Genomic DNA, 19,774 nt, shown 5'->3' with positions numbered 1-19,774 from the left:
TTCAGATTGAGGAACACACATGCAACACCGCCCATTGGCTATCGCCATCTCTCTCGCCTTGGCTGTAAGCCCAGCTATCGCACAAACTACTGATGCTCAGGCAGCTAATTCAACAGACGTTGCTAGCAAAACCGACCGCCCGCTTGAACGTATGGTTGTAGTGTCAAGCCGGGTAGCTATGCCCATTCGTGAAATCGCTACGTCTGTATCAATTATGACCCGGGATGAAATTGAAACCCGTGGTTATATCAATTTAGCAGATGTGCTACGCACCCAGCCCTCAGTGACTGTGACAGGCAGTGGTAGCGTAGGCTCAGCCACCAGCTTACGTATTCGCGGTGAAGAAGGTTACCGCACGTTGGTACGTATTGATGGCGTTGATGTTTCTGACCCAACCGGCACTCAAGTCGGCCCTAAATTCGGGCAAATACAAAGTAGCAACATCAACCGTGTTGAAATACTCCGTGGTAGCCAAGGCTTGGTGTATGGCGCCGATGCTGGCGGGGTGATTAATATTGAAACCGCTAACGGTGTAGGCGCGCCCTCTGGTCACGTTTCAGCAGAATATGGGCGCTATAACGCGACCAATTTGGCGGCTGATGTAGGAGGTTCAAGAGATAAATTCGACTACTATGTTGCCGCATCTGATTTCTCAACCGATGGTTTTAACTCACTCATTGCTGACAATGAAGCCCCAGACGCTGACGGATATGACAACACCACCCTTCATGCCCGGTTAGGTTATCAAGCCAGCGACAGTCTGAAACTTGGTTTTGTCGCACGTAATACCGATGCTGATGGCAAGTTTGATAATTGTGGCTTTGGTGAAACGGCCACCAATAACTGTACTAATGATTTCGAACAAACCAATGTTCGCGCCACGGCCAACTATGCACATGGAGCATCGGAGCATGAGTTTGCGCTGTCAAAAATGTTTATTGAGCGCAACAATTACACGCAAGGCGTGTTCAGTTTTGGCGCCAAGGGCTATACAGAAAGAGCGGAGTATTTAGGTAACACGGAACTGAATCAAGACTCTAGCTTAATTTACGGTATTGACTGGGAAAACGAAGCCATTACCAGTACCGATGACGCGCGAATTCAACGTGGTTACTACCTTGAATACCAAAGTGAAGTACTGAAAGACTTTTTCATTACCGCTGGTGTGCGCCATGACGACAACGAAGATTTCGGCGAGCACACGAGCTATCGGTTAAGCAGTGCTTATATTTGGGCAATCGGGGAGAACGAACTTAAGCTTCGCGGGGCCTACGGTACCGGGTTTAGAGCGCCAAGCTTATACGAAATCGGCTACAACACAGGGCCTTTTGCCTATGCACCCGCCTCTGAAACCGATTTAAAAGAAGAAACCACCAAAGGCTATGAGGTTGGCCTAACCTATTCTTTGGCCTCTGGCTCACAGTTTGAAGCCACTTACTTTGATCAAAAGATAGAAGACAGCATTTACTTTGATCTCGCCGCTTTTTCAGGTTACTTACAAGACTTAGGCGAAAGCTCGTCCAAGGGTATCGAGCTCATTGCAGACGTGCTTGTTACCGATACTATTGGTGTCACCGCTAATTATACCTACAACGATACTGAAGATACCGCTGGCGATCAGCGCCGCCGTCGCCCGCGTAACTCAGGTAGCGTCAGCGTGTATTACGACGATAACACGTGGAAGTTAGCCGCTAGCCTGCGCTCATCTCATGATTCGGTCGATGGCGTAGCACTCAAAGGCTATGAAGTGATGGATATCAGCGCACGTTATACGGTTAATCAAAATTTAAGCCTGACCGCCCGTATTGAAAATGCCTTTGATGCGAACTACCAAGATATTGCAGCTTATAACACCTCAGGTGCGGCGGGTTACATTGGTGCTCAGTACCAGTTTTAATCGCTGAATATTGAAAAGCATTTACGTTTTATCTAACTCAAAAGGGATGCCGCGGCATCCCTTTTTTAAGGGTTAGTTTTGTCCAAATCAGCCTTAGCTTCCCATAAAAAAAAGCTAGCCGTTTCGGGTTAGCTTTGTTAATTAGTCATTGTTAGTTAAAGCCTATGCACGAGGCAGCTAAGCCGCAACCTGTTTATGTTTATTATGTGCTAGCACTAACAAAATCAAACCAATCACCACCACGACTGCACCGATTGGCTTGCCTAAATCTGGTGATAAGTTAAAGCCGATAGCCGCAGTCATAATATAAGAAATGGTAACGCCAGTGGTGATCACAGCTGGAATACTCGCAATCCAATGGAAGGTGCCTCTGTCAAACAAGTACTTGGTCGCTAACCACAACACGCTGGTTGAAAGCAACATATTGGAAAACGCGAAGTAACGCCAAATCACCGTGAAGTCTAACTTTGTCATAAAATAGGCAATGGTCAAAATAGGCAGTGCTAGCAACAAGCGGTTACGGATACTTTGGGGAATGTTAAACGCGTCAACCACCGTCAAACGAAGCGAGCGAAACGCAGTATCACCAGAAGTGATCGGGAACACCGCGACCGCAACAATAGCCATGATTCCGCCAAATACACCTAAGTAACTATTGGCTACATGATTAACGACCAAACCTGGTCCGCCTGTATCAAGCATAGCTTTGAGACCAGCGTATCCTTCGGGGAAGGCCGCAATACCTGCTAGTGCCCAAACACAGGCCACTATACCTTCACACACCATGGCGCCGTAATAGACTGGACGCACGTACTTTTCGTTAGTTAAACAACGGGCAATAATAGGGGCTTGGGTAGAGTGAAAACCGCTGATCGCACCACAGGTGATAGTAACGAATAACAGGGGCCAAGTTGGCAACCCATCAGGATTAGGAGCTAAGAAATCATGGGCATGATCCGCTTCGAAGTATGCCCAGAAATCGCCGGTAACCGGCAGGTGCGGCGCATCAATCAGTAGGGCCACGGCAATCATACTGGTCATTACAATCATCAATAAACCAAAGATTGGGTAAAACTTAGTGATAATTTTATCGATAGGTAACAAGGTCGCTAAAAAGTAGTAACCCAAAATCACTAATACCCAGAAGGTATTGTCCGCCAATATGGTCCCTTGAAACGAGTCTAAGTTACTTAATAGACCCGCCGGACTCATAATAAACACCACCCCCACAAAAAATAAGAGCATAGCGGTAAATATCAACATGAATCCCTTAAAGACCACATTGTAATAGTGCCCAGCAATCTCAGGCAGACTCTTGCCATCTTCTTTGATGCTCATCACACCTGAGAAATAATCATGCACAGCGCCGCCTAACACATTACCAATCACAATCCACACTAATGCGACCGGGCCGTATAAAGCACCTAATATCGGCCCGAAGATAGGCCCAACACCGGCGATGTTCAAAAACTGAATGAGAAACGCACGTACCGGGTGAATAGGCACATAATCCACGCCTTCGCTAAAGCGAGTTTGTGGCGTGGCAACCGTGGGGTCGATCCCTGCTTGTTTTTCAACAAAGGGGCTATAAAACTTATAACCGAGGATCAAGATAGTGATACAAATAAAAAAAATGATCATAACAGCGCGTATCTCTGTTCAAAGTGATTCGAATTAGAGCGCGCCCAGCGCACCCCGCTTTTCATTCCATGAAGTTGTTTCATTGATTAACAGAACGTTAATTTGAGCGCGAGATAATAACAAAGTCCGTTAAAACAAAACATGATAAACGAGACTATTTCAGACGTTGATCACAAGAAAATGTAACTAAGTTGCATTTATGCCTAACTATTAAGCACACATATAAACTGGTAAGACCTATATTTACAGCGAGTGAGTATACACAGGGCTTACAGCGCTGTTCGACAGGTTTAGTTCGTTGTTCTTTTTTCCATCAACGCCTCAGCCAATTCATAATTACCTTGGCTTAACGCTATATCCACCAAGCTATTGCCTGAACTGTCTTTGGCCGTTAAATTGGCTCCCGCTTCGGTTAACGCTGAGATAGTATCCGTGCGATTGAAAAGCGTAGCAAACATAGCGGCGGTTTGGCCGTTGCTATTGGCTTGATCAATATCGCAATCAGCGCTAATAAGTGCCTTTATCGCACCGAAATTCCCCTTGAAGATAGCGCCCATCAAAGCGGTGTTTCCTGAGTTGTCTTCTTGACAAGCATTTACATCAGCATGAGCTAACAAATATTCTACCGCATCGGTTTTGCCATGATAGGCCGCTAGAATAAGCGCGGTGTAGCCTTTTTGGTCTGCAACATTTGGGCTTAGCCCGGCAGTGTAATACGCACGTAAAGTGGGGATATCACCTTGCCGTGCTGCATCAAAGTAAATCGTTTGTAGGTGTGTGCCATCAACAGGCTGTGCTTGGCCCGCAAAGGCTAATGTTGACGCTAATATCAAAAAGCAGCATGTCATTAAAATTTTTAGTGGTAAATGGATGATGCGATTCATGCCTTATTCCTCTTATGCTTGCTAAAATATAATGTTTAGCAAAAAAATTGGCGTGCCGGGTGTTCTAGCCTTAACACGCCATTATTACTGATTTTACCTGAGCCTTGCTTTTACACATCGCATCTTGCTTGAGCGCATATTTGTGATGACATGCAATCAGCGGCTAGATGCTAGATGTGAACGGCTTACAACTCAGCCTTGTATGAAATACGGCTGAAATCATCAGCGACTTTCTTGGCACGCTTTTCAAGTGCAGCTTGGTTGTCCATCAATTGCTTGGCGGTCGCTTTCACTTTGCTTATTGGTGCACTGGCTAATTTAGCCACGCCTGTTCCGTAATGTTTGTCAGCGTTGTACATATATGCACTGATAATCACGCGGATTTCTTCTTCAGGAACACCCGCTAAGGTTGTGCCTAAGTTTTCAATCAAGTGCTGCTGCTCGACTTTGCTAAATGAACGGAATTTCTCACCGGCTTGGGCAAAATTACGCTGTTTGTAGAACGGCGCTTGTTGAGTCGTTCCCGACAAAGGCGTTTGTGCATATTTGTACTGGTTGTCGTCATCTAATGCTACGCGGCGACTTGGTTGATAATTCACATCACGTGTGCTGTTGGTGGTGCGCAATTTACCGTGTTGCTCGTGGTTATTGATCGCAGCATTACGTGGTGCATTAATCGGAATTCGGTATGCGTTTACGCCGATTCTGTAACGCTGCGTATCAGCATAAGAGAATAAACGACCTTGTAGCATTCTGTCTTCAGATGGCTCAATACCAGGGATCAAGTTGCTTGGTGCAAACGCGGCTTGTTCTGTTTCTTCAAAAAAGTTATCAGGCACTCGGTTAAGGGTTAACTTGCCGATTTTCTTGGCTGGAATAAGCGATTCAGGCCAGATTTTGGTGGTATCTAACGGGTTAAAGTCGAAGTCATCAAGTTGCTGGGGCTCCATCGTTTGTAAGTACAGATCCCAAGAAGCGGTTTCGCCTTTTTCACCAATACGGGTGTAAATATCCGTCGTCATCGGCTGAAAGTCTTTACCTTGCATTTCTTGCGCTTCTTGGGCGGTAAAGTTCTTCTGACCTTGCTTGGTTTTCCACGTTAGTTTGAAATATTTCACTTGGCCTTTGGCATTCACAAATTTAAAGGCATGAACACTTGAACCATCCATATTCAGGTAGCTCTTTGGCGTACCCATGTCTGAAAACAAATGCGTTAGCATGTGAGTGGACTCAGGCACATGAGAGAAAAAATCGAACAAACGTGCTGCGCTTTGTTTGTTCGTCACGGGTGACGGCTTAAGGCTGTGCACCATATCTGGGAATTTGATTGCATCACGAATAAAGAAAATCGGGAAGTTGTTACCGACTAAATCCCAGTTACCTTGCTCGGTGTAAAACTTGACTGCGAATCCACGAGGGTCGCGCAAGGTTTCAGGAGATTGATGACCATGGATAACCGCAGAGAAACGCACAAATACGTCTGTTTTCTTGTTTTCGCTTTGAAACGGTGCTGCAACCGTTATGTCTGACAGGTCAACGTAGTTTTCATAGTAGCCGTGAACGCCGGTGCCACGGGCATGCACTACGCGCTCTGGTGTGCGCTCTCTGTCAAACGCAGCTAATTTTTCAATTAAATGGCTGTCTTGTAATAACACTGGGCCCCATGGTCCAGCAGTTTGTGAATTTTGGTTATCGCCCACTGGCGCACCATTTTGGCGAGTCAGCGTTTCTGCGCTGGACATGGTAGCAACGCTAAAAAGCGTAGCCGCAATAAGAAGTGAAGCTTTTATTTTCATTTTAGTTCTCCGAGGAAATCTTAAGTATCCCAAGCGCCTTTGTGTGTTCGGTACTTAATCAACTTTTATTATTTTTATAACCAGAAGACGACGCCTTAAAGGGCAAGTACTTCTGGTTACGTGAGTTGAAAGCAAGCCGCTATGTGTTGTTGCGAACTACTTTTAACGGCCTATTTCTGGGCTGGACTGAAGTATGCTGAGAAAGGGAAAATCAATAAAATGATTAAACAAGATTGTGGCAATCTAGAAATACGATGAAAGGAAAGTACGGTGGCGTGCTAGCAAGATTACTAATACTGGCCCAGTGAATTTTAGGAGCAGCTAATTTAAGCAGCCGTTAATTTAAGGAGCCGTTAATTGAAAGTGCAATGACGTTAAAAATTCGGCGTACTTTTGCTACACCGCGTTCCATTCAAGCGAGCAAGGTATACATTGCCATGAAAAGTTCATGCACCTTTGTGTAGTCGTCAGCATTTATCCGCTATAGTGAGCCCTGAAAATGAGGCTATTAAGCGTGTTATTCGTTAGCTTGTGAAAATACCTGTTTTAACAACTTTCAGTTACCACTTTGTAGGAAATTGTATGCCCCTTTCTCGCTGGTTAATCGCTCTGGTTTCACTGACACTGAGTAGTTTTGCCCATGCTCAAGCAGCCAAGCCTTATGTCATCATGGTGGGTGTTGATGGTTTGCGCCCTGCTAGCGTTACCCAAAAAAATATGCCGAATTTATACGCCCTTGGGCAGCAAGGCGTCACTGCAAAAAGCATGACGCCAGCGATGCCAACGAAGACCTTTGTCAATTTCTATTCTATCGCCACCGGGCTGCATCCAAAGCATCATGGGATAGTATCTAACTACCCGTTTGACAGGCCGCTCAATCGCAAATTTTCGCGCAATACGGATGCAACAGATCCTTACTGGTGGGGAGGAGAGCCCATTTGGATCACCGCTGAAAAGCAGGGGCTGAAGGCTGCCACGTATTTTTGGGTCGGTTCAGAAGTGGATATTAATGGAGTCAGCCCTTCTTATCGAAAGACCTACAATCAAAACAAGGATTACGCTGAGCGAGTTACTGAAGTGTTGCAATGGTTGTCGCTTCCCGAAGCGCAACGACCACATCTTGTTACTTTGTATTTTTCCGCAGTGGACAGCGCGGCTCATGATTTCGGCGTCAATTCTACAGAAGAAATAAGTGCACTTGCACGCATTGACCAACATATTGCGGAGTTGCTCGCTGGGCTGCAGAAACTAAAGGCTTATCAAGACATAAATGTGGTGGTGGTTTCCGATCACGGCATGATTGACTTGAGCTCTGAACGAGTCATTAACTTAGACGCTTTGGTAAACTGGTCAGAGTTTGTCGTTTCAGACTGGCATAAAGACACTTCCTCAGTATTTTCCCCCTTCTTGAACTTATATGGTGAACGTTCGCACGTAGACAGTGCATATCAAGCACTAACGATGAACCACATTGCGCATCTACGCGTGATAAAGCGCCCTGCACTCGCACAAAAATATCAGTTCAATCATCCTCAACGCGGCCCTGATCTTATGCTGTTAGCAGACCCTGGCTGGAGTATTTATGCCAGTCAAGATAAAAGCCAACCGAATGCATCGACATTAACACACACCGCAACCCATGGTTATGATAACCAAGCACCAGAAATGGCAGCGACCTTTATTGCCAACGGCCCAGCTTTTGCTAAACAGACGACTTCCACTCGTTTCGATAACATCGAAGTGTATAACTTAATTGCTTGTGCGCTGGGCATAAAACCCGCCCAAAACGACGGCAAGATGTCGAATGTTCGACACATTTTAAGTGCCGAGAAACAATCATGCTTGGCAGAACGCTGAGTTAGCTTAGGCTAAAAACGCTAACACCTTACGCAATAAGGGTTTTATTGCGTATAATGGCAACTAACAAACCAATCACCATGTTGGTACATCCCCTACAATTTTGGAGAGACCATGGACAAACAGACCAGTTCGCGAAATACCAGCGCCAAAGCATTACGCCTAAACCTAGACGAGAAAAAGTACGGCACGATCGTAGAGATTGGCGCAGGCCAAGAAGTCGCGAGGCAGTTTTTCTTAGCGGGTGCGGCGGCGGGTACCATCGCTAAAACCATGTCTGCTTATGATATGAAGTTCTCTGATGCTATTTACGGCGTACAAGAAGACAGACGTTACGTAAGTAAAGCCCGAGTCAAAGCCATGATGGAACAGGAGTTCGAGCTGGTACTTGATCGCGTCGGCGATACCCGTTCTCGCTCGTCTCGTTATTTTGCCTATGCCGCCACTGTTGCGGCAAAGAGTTTCAATCGTGCGAATGAATGCCATGCTTGGTGTGGTGTTCGCGTACAAATGTATCCTGGTGCTGAACCATCTGATATCACGGTTCACGTGCGCATGCTTGACGATAACGCGGAAGCCCAGCAGCAAGCGTTAGGTGTAATCGGTGTAAACCTCATTTATGCTGCTTACTACTATTTTGAAAATCCGAAAAAAATTATCGACTCGTTAACGGATAACATCAAAGCCAATCGAATCGAAATAGACTCAATTGAATTCAAGGGCCCCTACTTTGAAGATGTTGATAACCGCGCGAAAAACATTCATCTGATCAGAAGCTGGAAGACCCGCGCCATCATGTTTAAACCTGATGGTACCGTGGCGGTTCCTGCTGAAATGCTCTACAAAAAGAACGTACTGACCATTCGTGGTTCGTTTAGGCCAGTCACCAAACTGAATGTAGACATGATAGAGCAAGGGCAACTGGCTTTTGGCAAGCTACCCGGGGTTGAAAAAGGCAATACGGTTGCTATTGCCGAAATCACCCTGAACGACAGCCGAGGAAATGACGCAAAAGTCCCCTCTAAAGACATTATCGCCAGAGTGCAATTGCTTAACTCTTTGGGTTACAACGTGATGGTTTCGGATTACACCCGTTACTTCTCGCTACGTGCTTATTTCAGGCAATATACCAAGTTACAGATTGGTATAGTGGTGGGTATGATCAACATCAAACAAATTTTTGACGAGGAATCTTACCGCGGGGTTGAAGGCGGAATTCTAGAGGGCTTTGGTAAATTATTCCCGGATAACACCCGACTATTTGTTTACCCTGAACTGGATAGCGAAGGTGAATTAAACGACTTTACTTCGGTGAAAGTACCTGATCATCTGCGCTTTTTATATCGCCACTTATTAGAAAATAACTTTATTCAGGGCATCGATTGCAGCGACCCCAACTTGTTCAAGATATTCTCCCGAGACGTACTGAAACAGGTGACCAAAGGTAGAGGTGAGTGGGAAAATGCCCTGCCTGAAGGCGCGGTCGAAGAAATTATGAAAAATAGCTTTTTTGGATTTAAAGGTTAAATTCTAATTCCCGCCTACCAATAGATCACAAGGCTGACTCATATTTCAGCCTTGTGGTTTATTGTTCTAGATCAATTTTGATTTCTGTACGTTATTTATACTGCGCTCGTTACCCCTTATTTCACTGAGTTAACTTGCGAGCACACTTCATGCACCCATCTGTTACGTTAGATCCTGCTTTACTTGAAAAATATCCACTTCGTGGACCGCGATATACGTCTTATCCGACAGCGCCAAACTTCACCCCCTTATTCAAGCAAGCCGATTTCTTAAACGCTGCAGAGCAAAGTGATAACAAAAACCTCTCTTTATATGTACACATCCCGTTTTGCCATTATCTTTGCTACTACTGTGGCTGCAATAAAATTGTGACCCAGTTACAAACCAAAGCAAATGTGTACCTTAAGCATCTAATTGAAGAAATAAAGCAGCAAGCCAAGCACTTTGGGGCGAAAGCGGTTACTCACTTACACTTCGGCGGCGGAACACCCAATTTTCTAACTGACGATCAGTTACTGCAACTGATGAATGAGCTCAAAACGCATTTTTATTTCACCACTGACGCACAAATAAGTATCGAGATAGACCCAAGAGATATGACCGTTGGGCGTATTGATGCCATGGCAGACATGGGATTCAACCGTTTGAGTATCGGTTTACAAGATACAAATCCTAAAGTACAAAAAGCGATCAATAGGGTGCAGTCGACGGAACTAATAGCGTCTTTGGTGGCTCGTGCCAAAGAGCGTCACTTTCGTTCAGTCAACTTAGATCTTATTTACGGCCTGCCTTTTCAAACCCCTGAAAGTTTTGCTAATACATTAGACGCCGTACATGCGATGCAAGTGGAGCGGGTGTCACTATTTAGCTATGCCCACTTACCAGAGCGTTTTGCTGCACAGCGAAAATTGTCAGTAGACGCCCTACCGGACACAGAGCAAAAGCTGGCGTTAATGCATCTAGCTGTGGATAAACTTACCCAATTTGGATATCAATTCATTGGCATAGATCACTTTGCTTTGCCGAATGATGAATTAGCGCTAGCCCAACAAAACAACAGTTTAATGCGTAACTTCCAAGGCTATACCACAGGGCAAAATACCGACCTGCTAGGGTTAGGAGTATCTGCAATTAGCGCCGTGGGCGAGAGCTACAGCCAGAACCAAAAAGGACTTGCTGATTACTACTACGCCATCGAACACCAGAAATGCGCCCTTGAGAAAGGGTTGAAACTCAGCCAAGACGACCGTATTCGACGCCGAGTGATTAGCGACATTATGTGTAATTCCATGGTTGATAAAACCGCAATCTCTGTGTGCTTTGATATAGATTTTGATGAGTACTTTGCTAGCGAATTGCGCGGATTAACAATGTTTATTCAAGATGGTTTGATGCTAAATTTACCCCACGCACTTTACGTTCAGCCAAAAGCCCAACTCTTGTTACGCAGCATTTGCATGGCATTTGATGCCTATCTGGGTCTCGATACACAGCAGAAGTTTTCAGCGACGATATAGTAAAATACTACGCTATGTGATCAAGGAAGATCTGTGTTATACCTTAGGTGTATTTTGAGTTAAATCAAAGGAATAGACTCGATGGTCAACAGAAGTTTTCCTATTCATGGAAGTTTGTATATATGCGTAGAACTAGAGTTAATGATTATTCGTGCTCGCGGCCCAGCTAACACTGAAATGGTGTTGCAATACCAGCGCGAAATAAATCAATACAGAGAGCAGTTATGTGACAAACCATGGACCAGTTTGACTGTACTGAGTGGTGAGCCCTTATTGCCACCTGAAGCGGCAGGGATGATGGTTGAATCAATCAAGCAAGCTGAGCATATGAACCTTGTGGCCACAGCAATTGTGTTTGATGATGTACAATACAAATCTATAGCAGAGCAGTTTTGGGAAAGCATATATCAACGTACTTCCTTAAAATACGCATTTTTTGACGATGAAACATCCGCTAAAAAATGGCTGAAAGAAGAATTAAACGCAGCCCAGTCACAGTAGAACCTGCGCTTTTAGCTTTTAAATAAATCCCCTTAATGCATATGTCGTTGACGCTTTAGAAGTCATCGACAACGCAAATCCTTTACACCTTGCCTTACTTGCAGTGATCAACCTCTCCTTTCTAACTTGAGAACGAATGACTTGAGTACGAATGACTTGAGCATAAGCTATTAAGCGCACTTAATAGCTTATTGCGAGAGGTGTTAAATGGGTGAGCCTGGTGGCAAAGGCTTAGGTTCAAAATGCGTTGGCCATTTTCCAGTTTGCCAAAACTGATTAAACTGTTCCGCTAACACGCGGTTTTGCCCACGCTTTTTCAAGCTGCCTAACCACTGGGTTAAATCGCGCAGTTGTAATTCAATCGCGCCTGCCACTTCCGGTGCTAATTCAGGCGAAGCCAACAATTTGACTAAACCGTCGAGCACCACATAATTGATCCGCTGTGCAAGTTGGTTAGCGCTGTCTTGTTTTAAGCTGCGTGCCAACAAAGTGGAGATAACACTATGAACGCTCGGGGCTTCTTTATTCATACTGTGTTGCTGCGCCAATCGATTTAAACGCTGAGGTTGCAGTAACAAGGACAAGCTGTAATTTGCCGCTGATTCCCCAGCCGATACCGGGTCGAACGTAAGCCCAGTACGGCCTTTAAAGCTCTCACGGTTGCGTGATTCACCATAGGCTTTAGGCGGGATTAATTTTACGATATGTTCAGGCACACTCAAAAAGGCAGGTTGCATGGTATCCAAAATCGCATTTAATGCTGCTTGTTGCGCTTTACCGTCAACCGGCTTTGCACCTTTAGCTTTATTATAATCACCCTTACTTTCATACTCATATTCCACCCCGCCAATCAGTTTTGCCGCTGCATCTAACTGATAACGATGAAGTAAATATATTGGTACAAAACGCTCTTCTAATGAAGATAACGTATCGCCAGTAGGAATGCTGTTAATACCGAACTGCTGCATTGCAACGCTGCGAACATCGCTAATTCGCTTTAACTCAGCCACGGCATCTTCACCGTTATCCCATAAACTGCCTGATGGGTTAGCCGCGTGTAGAGGCCGAGCATCGGGATCGGATTGATAACGCATGCCACTGGCACGTGCTTGTGTCACCAATTCGTTTAAGCCTGTCGTTTCATCTTGAGTATTGGCATAGGCTTGGTAGCCATAGGCAATCACGTAGTCATCCCATTTACCCATGCCTGTCGCGTAAGCACCTTCTAAACTGATTCTGTCGTTTTTTAAGGTGATAAGCGGATGCGGATAATCCATTACTGACTCACGGCCATACTCGCTGGCAGCGAAGTTATGGGAAATACCTAAGGTGTGCCCCACTTCATGGGCAGACAATTGACGAATACGCGCCAGCGCCATCTCTTGTTGCGCTTGCGTGTCAGTAACGCCTTCCGCTTTGGTAAAGGGGCTGGTTAAGCCAAGAGCGATTAAATAATCTTGGCGAACACGCAACGAACCAAGCGTTACGTGGCCTTTGATGATTTCCCCGGTGCGAGGGTCAACCACTGAGCTGCCGTAAGACCAACCGCGAGTGGCTCTGTGTACCCACTGGATCACGTTGTAGCGCACGTCCATTGGGTCAGCACCTTTTGGTAGCACCTTCACTTGAAACGCATCTCTGTAGCCAATTTTACTAAAGGCTTGGTTCCACCAGCGCGCACCGTCAAGTAATGCGCCTAAAACGGGTTCAGGAATACCTGGGTCTAGGTAGTACACGATAGGCTCAACCGCTTCACTGGTTTTAGCCTTGGGGTTTTTCTTACTTAGGCGATGGCGAGGGATAAACTGCGTCGTCATGCTTTGATCAAGCGGCGCTGAATAGTCTTGATAACCCAACGCCCAATACCCTGAAAACGGGACAAACTCGCGTGGTTGGTACTTATTGTCAGGTAAGCGAACAAGCGAGTGGTGCAAATGCACCGAAATACTCTTTGGCGCAGGCGTCACTTGTTTTACATACTCCCCGGGCTGGCTACCAGCAAACGTCACCAGTGATTCAAGCTCGGTATTATCCACAAAGGCTTTGCTGCGCGCTAAATATACACCGCTTCGGGTAGCATCAGGGCTATAGCTGCCCTGCTTGGTCGTGTTTAAACGATCGCTAATCTGGTGAATATCAGACAGTAGAAAATCCGTATAATCCACCAGCACAATCTTTGCGTTAGAGGCGACAACAGGCAATCCTACTAATACGGAGTCAGCAAACGCTTCATCGATACTGGCCTGTTCGGCGGGATTAGTCGATGTCGCTCGATACGCTGTATTTAATTGTTTGAGCATCACTTTGTTCCCAAAGCGTTGAAACTCGACCAAACGCGTCTTGCCTAACTGACCACGATCAAGGCCGATATCATTCGAGCCAATGCCTTGGGGCATGCTGCTTTGAAATAAGAACGGCTGCGACAGCTTATCGATGCGTAGATAGACCTTGTCGTTCTCGCCGTCGTAATAAAAATCAAAAAAGCCAGCTTTGTGCTCCATCCCATCGGTGAATTCAGCAATACTCTGTGCGTTCGCCGCGCCAGCCATTAAACACATTAGCGTGCTTAATAAAAAAACAACGCCCCTTCCCCTTAATAACAGCATCTGCGCTCCTTTTAACATGAACATGAACATGAATATAATTATTGGTTTGATTTTATAGTTATTCTTGGCAATACATTAGCGAGTTTTTACTTTTATCAAAAGCGTCATGAGAGAAATGCGTGCAGATTTATTAAAAGTAAGTCGTAAAACCTTGCGATGAGTCAACACACTCAACACTCGCTTCTGCAAAAAAAGATAAGTATCTTGGCTCTAAAAGATGGCTAAATTTTATATCAGAACGCGTACCGCATTTCGCTCTTAGCTAGCAAATCCGTTAGCTACTACCTTAAAAGTGAGATTTTGAACGCGATCCATGGCGCTGATTCAGCGCGTGGGAGGGCTTAAAAATGGATACTAGACCAGACCAACCGCCTTTTTGATACGCCAAGGGAGCGGCCATTTGCCTACCCCTAATTCCTGTAAGTAATCCGCCAAGTCATAATTGAATTTAAACTCAAGTAAACTGGGGGTTAGCACCTCAATTGTTTTAGTGATGAGCGCATAAGGTGATTTACGATAACTGACATCAGTCGATAATCCTGCTTCCAAATATGCTCTGCAGTTCATTGGAGACAGTTGATCCATCACCGCCTCAGAAAACGCCATACCACAAGCCGCCCAAACACCTAAACGATGTTCCCAGTAAAACAGGTCCAATATATTTACAGGTAAGTCATCAGGTAAGCTGTCGAGCCAATGCTTACATCCTTTTATCGCAATCGGGTTACTACCGAACCCCGAGCGCTGCGCTAAAAATTCAGGTGTAAGACGATCAGGATGCACGCCATCTTCGTAGTAATAGCAACGTGTCACTTCGGAAATCAAACCAAGAAGATGCGTTTTATCGTTTATTGTATTTTTAACCGCTAGCGTCGCTTGTAACGATGGGTCATAACGCATTCCGCCAACATTGATTTGTAACTGCTTATTTAATTCATCATTCTGCTTTGCAGTTGCGGCAGATTTCACGGAAGATTGCACAAAATGATGTTTAAGTTTGTACTTATTTTTTAGCTTAATCGGTATCGACTGATCGTGTTTAGGTGAATCCGTCCTTTTCACTGTGAAAAACTCGCATTGCTCCCAAATATTCATCGCACTGGCTAAAATAAGCCGAGAATCATACCCTCCGGTTAGATTCAAAACGCAGCTATTTCGTGCCGCTGCAGCTTCGGTAGCCCCCTTTACCAAATGAGCCATTTTCTCCGCAGCCGCCTCTACCGTCAGTGGCTCAAGCTGACCATTCGGCCAATAGCGCTCAGCAGCTAGCTCGTGCAAGTCAAGGTAATGATTGGGTAATAACTGATGTAAATCGCGATACGGCAATGCATAAATTGGCCAGCTGCCAGAGTGGGTAAAAGACTCAAATTCGTTTTGTAATTCAGTATCTTTGACCACGATTTCCAATGAACTCAATAAACTAGGGTGTGTACAAATGAAGCGATCGCCGGTTACAGATGTATGGTAAAAAACCGACTTTTGCCCCGCAGCATCGTGGTAAACACGACTACACCCATTTATTGTGGCAATCAAAGCCCACCGCCCACTCAAAGAGTTCAAAGCTAGCTCTAAGGCAGCAAAACTATCGCACTCATCAGCGAGACGTTGAATTACGTCTTCGTTACACGCATTTACATGAACGGGATCAAGAAAGTCCCCCATCGCAATGTATTGTTGATGTTCTCTGATAACCTGAGTCACATTCAACTTTGGGTGAGCATAAAAGAAATAGTTCGAACTGAGCGTAGTCTTAATCCAATTGTCGAGAAACGGATTTAAAACCGGTGTAGATGAAAGTAAAAATTGCTTAGAAAATCGCAGCTGGGTAGACATATTTCAATCCTTGAAACGATAACGCGAATCAAGATTGTTAATTAAATGTAAACAAAAAGCAATGTGGATCTTGAAAGATCAAATTGAATTAAAGCACTCGCGTTAAATCGATTAGTCAGTTGAACCGTCGCAGTGAACGTGTAATCGATACAAACCAATCACTAATAAAGTAGATCTCGGGGTGATATCAAACGGGTGTGGCGGGTTGAAAGAACGTCAAAAGCTATTGATTTATTAGTATTAATTAGTAATTTATCAAGTAACGCCTGATACTATACTTTGCCTCTTCAAGAGAATTACAGCCAGTAGGTGGAACCATTCTGACTTCAAGCTTCTAAATACTCTTTCCATCGGCGCGTTATCCGAGCAATTTCCCTATGACTGATACTTTGCGTCACCTGATAGTGCTATAACCGCTACATGAACTTGAGGCTACCATGCTAAATTTTATACAAATTGCACAATAAGATATCTATAATGGTAATACGCTAAGACCCTAAGCGTAATGCAAATATAAAAGGTGCATTTATTTACCAATAACTAAAACGTTATATCTGTAAATAATACAAAAATTCAATAAGTTAAAAATTAAGCCGCTATATTTTATAAAAAAAACTTGCTTTAATGTGCTAGGTTTTTATTATCGGAACTATCAATCAGTTTTAGGAAGTTATACTCGCTTCCTTATATTATAAGAACCACGTAACATAATGGCATTAGTGATTAGCGTAGTTGTAGTAGCATGAATTTGAACGGTGAATCCCATCCAGTAAATATGAATAAGCTTGAGCAGTTAGTGAGTGATTTTCCAACGGGTGATTTTGCTTCAGAGGATTATGACAATAATCCCGTCAAAACAACTCAAGTTAAACAGTTACTTGTTATTTTAAGCACCCAGCGCAGCGGTAGTACATATTTATGCGATTTACTCAGACAAGAAAATATATGTAATGCACATGAGTACTTTCAGCCCTATCAATACCTACAATACCTAGCATTTCGTTGGCAGTGTATTGAAGACGGATTCATAAACAAAAGTAAATATGTAGCGCAACTGATAAAGCATCGCGTTAGCGACAAAGGCATACTTGGAATCAATTTACATGGTAGCCATCTAGATGAATTCGAAGCCTTCAAAGGAAATTTTGACGACTCTGTAGATGTCAGATATGTATTTTTGAAACGTAATGATGAAATAGCCCAAGCGGTGTCTTATGACATAGCAGATCAAACGGGTAAATGGAGCAGTTTTTTTTCTTCCTTAAATAAGCCCAAATACAATTTTTGGCTGATACTAGAAAAACTCGAGAGAATAAAAGCACAAAACGCCCTAATACTAGCCTTTCTCTGTAAGTCCAAAAGCAAGTACACACTGCTAACTTATGAAGAGCTCGTTTCAAACAATGACGTCGTAATAAATGATCTGATCATTCCCATTACTAAAGACGACTCAAAAACAATCAAAAAACAGTCAACAAATATCAATGATGAATGGATACAGAGGTTCTCCGAAGATTACTATAATTATTCATTTAACAAAAAAATCCTGCCTGATACCATGATCGATAGGGTAGCGAAGAGAATTCTCTACCGCTAACAGTCTAGCGATATGAATGACAATTTAATGCTTAAGAAGGGTTAATAGTCCCTAATAAATAGGGCTATAGACCTAACTTCGTTATCTCAGCCTGACTAACAAAAACATAATAAGGTGAATTACATGCGTCGATATATGGTTGTAACATGACTGATAAAAAATTCATTTTTCTTGCTGGACATCACAGAAGTGGCACGTCTATATTGCATGAAATTATCAGAGAGCATGATGCGATTAGTGGTTTTTCTAACACAGGAGTGCCCGAGGATGAAGGCATGTTTTTGCAGAATGTATATCAACCCGCTCGTGCCTATGGGGGGCCTGGAAAGTATATTTTCGACAAACAATCTCATATGAACGAAAGCCACCCTCTTGCAACCCCCGTATCAGCTGAAGCAATATTAACTCAGTGGGAAGCATATTTGGATAACAGCTGTACTCACTACATTGAAAAAAGCCCGCCGAATATTGTGCGAACACGTTTTTTTCAAAAATTATATCCAGACAGTAAGTTTGTCGTAATATTCCGCCATCCATTAGCGGTTGGGTATGCGACACAGAAGTGGAGCAAAACGACGATCAAGTCATTGATAGAACATACACTTCTGGGGTACGAAACACTGTTAAACGACTTACCCCATTTAAAAAACGTATATGTATTGCGTTACGAAGACTTTGTCCAAAATCCCCAAAACGAGATCAACAGCATATTTGATTTTTTAGGCTTAGCCCCGTTGACCGTCAAGCATAAAATTCGGACCGAAGTAAATGACCAATACTATGCAAGATGGCAACGAAACCGAGCAAACCTAATTAAGCGAATGCATTTTCCGCTTACTGATAAAGTGGAACAAAGATTCAATAACATAGGGTATAGCCTGCGCGATTATCGCCAACTAGAACCTAAGAACTTCTTCGGTGCACACGTGAATGATGAAACTTGAGCTGATTGAAAAAATCGGAGTGTAAGCGCCGCTAAGCTACTCATCACTATTACGATTAGGTAATCAATAGAGCTTTAAATTCGAAGCTCTTCTATTTGACCAAAACGTTCTGATTAACGTTTAATACCGTTGAAGAAGCCAATCACTAGGCTCTCGGTAGAAATCCAAGCGAGTATTTAAAAAACCTTTACGCAGGGAATTTATCTGTTCATTGGAGAGTTTATTCTTCCACTTTTCGGCTGTTAGTTTTGAATTCCGCTCGGTTTGATAACCACTGCTTAAATCAACTTTTGAGTAACAGTATTGCTCGATAACTGAATCAAAATCATCCGGTGCTTGAACGCCACAATCTGCGAAAATATCCAAATACTGTTGCTTAGGATCATTCGCTAGCGCTTCGTATTTAATGATTTTTGCATTTTGGTAATGATGAACTGCATCAACAGCTTCAGCCAAAAAAGTGCCGTATAACTGACCGAAACGCCCCCATTCATCAAGCTCAGACTCACCATCTAGTAACTCAGCGTGTCTTGTTAACCAACCTCTTTCGTGAAAACTTAACGCCACCGCCGCAGGGTGACGCAACAATATTAATAGAAAAGGCTTGTAATGCTTACAGTAAAAACTGGCCGCTGCTGGATTCACCTCTTTAATCAGTAATTTTTGCGGTGTTGAATTTGAAAACGGCAGAAAATCTCTTTTATTGTCCACAATGCCTCTGTGAACACTCGGTATACCGCCAAAGGCGTCATCAGCCAATGTCTGGTAAATACTAATGTCTTTGTGGTTATCTTCAGCTCTAAACACCGCTTGTTCACCACCAAATCGTTTTAAGTAAGGCTGAGTAACGGGCTCCCTCAAATAGGCTAATTGTTTTGATGTAGCCAGAATTTCCCCCGCCCATGAAGAGCCACTTCTAGGGTAAGACAATAGTAAAATAGAGGGTGATGTAAAACGTATAGGCGTAATTTTGCTTAATAGACGAATAAAGTAGAGACTAGCAACAACTTTAATCATAATTAGATATTGTTTCACTCCACCCATATAAATTCCCGAATATTCAGATAGTTAGAACGCAACTATCACACAGCACCAATTGTATTACAATTTTAAAAAAGTTAAGAGATTCGAATAATCGCCTGTTACTGATCACTGAGCCTAGCATATCAGCTGG

The 19,774-nt window shown here is 43.9% G+C and carries 13 protein-coding genes and 1 pseudogene; 7 read left to right on the top strand and 7 right to left on the bottom strand.

Annotation, left to right across the window (positions count from 1 at the left end; translation table 11 throughout):
* Positions 1–19 precede the first annotated feature (19 nt).
* Positions 20–1,897 (top strand): TonB-dependent receptor plug domain-containing protein, encoded by a 1,878-nt coding sequence (locus AC0VYA_RS05350; RefSeq protein WP_475490303.1) that lies wholly within the window; start codon positions 20–22, stop codon positions 1,895–1,897.
* Positions 1,898–2,074: 177 nt separating this feature from the next.
* On the opposite strand, the gene AC0VYA_RS05345 is transcribed toward AC0VYA_RS05350, so the two are convergent.
* From AC0VYA_RS05345 to AC0VYA_RS05335, 3 genes are all read right to left on the bottom strand, one after another.
* The gene (locus tag AC0VYA_RS05345) at positions 2,075–3,538 is read right to left on the bottom strand and encodes a carbon starvation CstA family protein (protein ID WP_475490302.1); all 1,464 of its coding nucleotides are present in this window, start codon (positions 3,536–3,538) and stop codon (positions 2,075–2,077) included.
* A gap of 290 nt (positions 3,539–3,828) precedes the next feature.
* Positions 3,829–4,422 carry an ankyrin repeat domain-containing protein gene (locus tag AC0VYA_RS05340; protein ID WP_475490301.1) on the bottom strand — a complete coding sequence of 198 codons (594 nt, stop codon included), beginning with the start codon at positions 4,420–4,422 and terminating at the stop codon, positions 3,829–3,831.
* 185 nt (positions 4,423–4,607) lie between these two features.
* On the bottom strand, positions 4,608–6,218 hold the full coding sequence (locus tag AC0VYA_RS05335) for a catalase (RefSeq protein WP_011573968.1): 1,611 nt from the start codon (positions 6,216–6,218) through the stop codon (positions 4,608–4,610).
* Positions 6,219–6,800: 582 nt separating this feature from the next.
* On the opposite strand from AC0VYA_RS05335, the gene AC0VYA_RS05330 reads away from it, so the two are divergent.
* The 4 genes from AC0VYA_RS05330 (at position 6,801) to AC0VYA_RS05315 (ending at position 11,620) form a co-directional block, all read left to right on the top strand.
* Positions 6,801–8,075, top strand: a complete 1,275-nt coding sequence (locus tag AC0VYA_RS05330) for an alkaline phosphatase family protein (RefSeq protein WP_475490300.1) — start codon at positions 6,801–6,803, stop codon at positions 8,073–8,075.
* Between the two features lie 114 nt (positions 8,076–8,189).
* On the top strand, positions 8,190–9,602 hold the full coding sequence (locus AC0VYA_RS05325; protein ID WP_475490299.1) for a TonB-dependent receptor: 1,413 nt from the start codon (positions 8,190–8,192) through the stop codon (positions 9,600–9,602).
* A 149-nt stretch (positions 9,603–9,751) separates the two neighbouring features.
* Complete coding sequence (gene hemN / locus AC0VYA_RS05320; RefSeq protein WP_475490298.1) at positions 9,752–11,119, top strand: oxygen-independent coproporphyrinogen III oxidase; 1,368 nt, start codon at positions 9,752–9,754, stop codon at positions 11,117–11,119.
* Positions 11,120–11,200: 81 nt separating this feature from the next.
* Positions 11,201–11,620, top strand: coding sequence for a hypothetical protein (locus AC0VYA_RS05315; RefSeq protein WP_011573964.1), 420 nt, complete (start codon positions 11,201–11,203; stop codon positions 11,618–11,620).
* Positions 11,621–11,823: 203 nt separating this feature from the next.
* On the opposite strand, the gene AC0VYA_RS05310 is transcribed toward AC0VYA_RS05315, so the two are convergent.
* The 3 genes and pseudogenes from AC0VYA_RS05310 to AC0VYA_RS05300 form a co-directional block, all read right to left on the bottom strand.
* Positions 11,824–14,226 (bottom strand): zinc-dependent metalloprotease, encoded by a 2,403-nt coding sequence (locus AC0VYA_RS05310; RefSeq protein WP_475490297.1) that lies wholly within the window; start codon positions 14,224–14,226, stop codon positions 11,824–11,826.
* Between the two features lie 354 nt (positions 14,227–14,580).
* Positions 14,581–16,059: a hypothetical protein gene (locus tag AC0VYA_RS05305; RefSeq protein WP_475490296.1), complete on the bottom strand. Its 1,479-nt coding sequence runs from the start codon at positions 16,057–16,059 to the stop codon at positions 14,581–14,583.
* Between the two features lie 247 nt (positions 16,060–16,306).
* Positions 16,307–16,463 (bottom strand): annotated as a pseudogene (locus AC0VYA_RS05300) (integrase core domain-containing protein); the annotation flags it as partial.
* Positions 16,464–16,807: 344 nt separating this feature from the next.
* Here AC0VYA_RS05300 and AC0VYA_RS05295 point away from each other — a divergent pair.
* Both AC0VYA_RS05295 and AC0VYA_RS05290 read left to right on the top strand, forming a co-directional pair.
* A complete protein-coding gene (locus AC0VYA_RS05295; RefSeq protein WP_475490295.1) occupies positions 16,808–17,656 on the top strand; it encodes a Stf0 family sulfotransferase in 849 nt (282 codons plus the stop codon).
* 146 nt (positions 17,657–17,802) lie between these two features.
* The gene (locus AC0VYA_RS05290; protein ID WP_475490294.1) at positions 17,803–18,600 is read left to right on the top strand and encodes a sulfotransferase family protein; all 798 of its coding nucleotides are present in this window, start codon (positions 17,803–17,805) and stop codon (positions 18,598–18,600) included.
* Positions 18,601–18,720: 120 nt separating this feature from the next.
* Here AC0VYA_RS05290 and AC0VYA_RS05285 read toward each other — a convergent pair whose 3' ends face one another.
* Positions 18,721–19,644: a sulfotransferase domain-containing protein gene (locus tag AC0VYA_RS05285; RefSeq protein WP_475490293.1), complete on the bottom strand. Its 924-nt coding sequence runs from the start codon at positions 19,642–19,644 to the stop codon at positions 18,721–18,723.
* Positions 19,645–19,774 lie beyond the last annotated feature (130 nt).

Source organism: Paraglaciecola sp. QJM3NY_14 (genome assembly GCF_056173245.1).
Note: the sequence above shows the minus strand (reverse complement) of the source record. Positions and strands in the feature narration are given on the sequence as shown.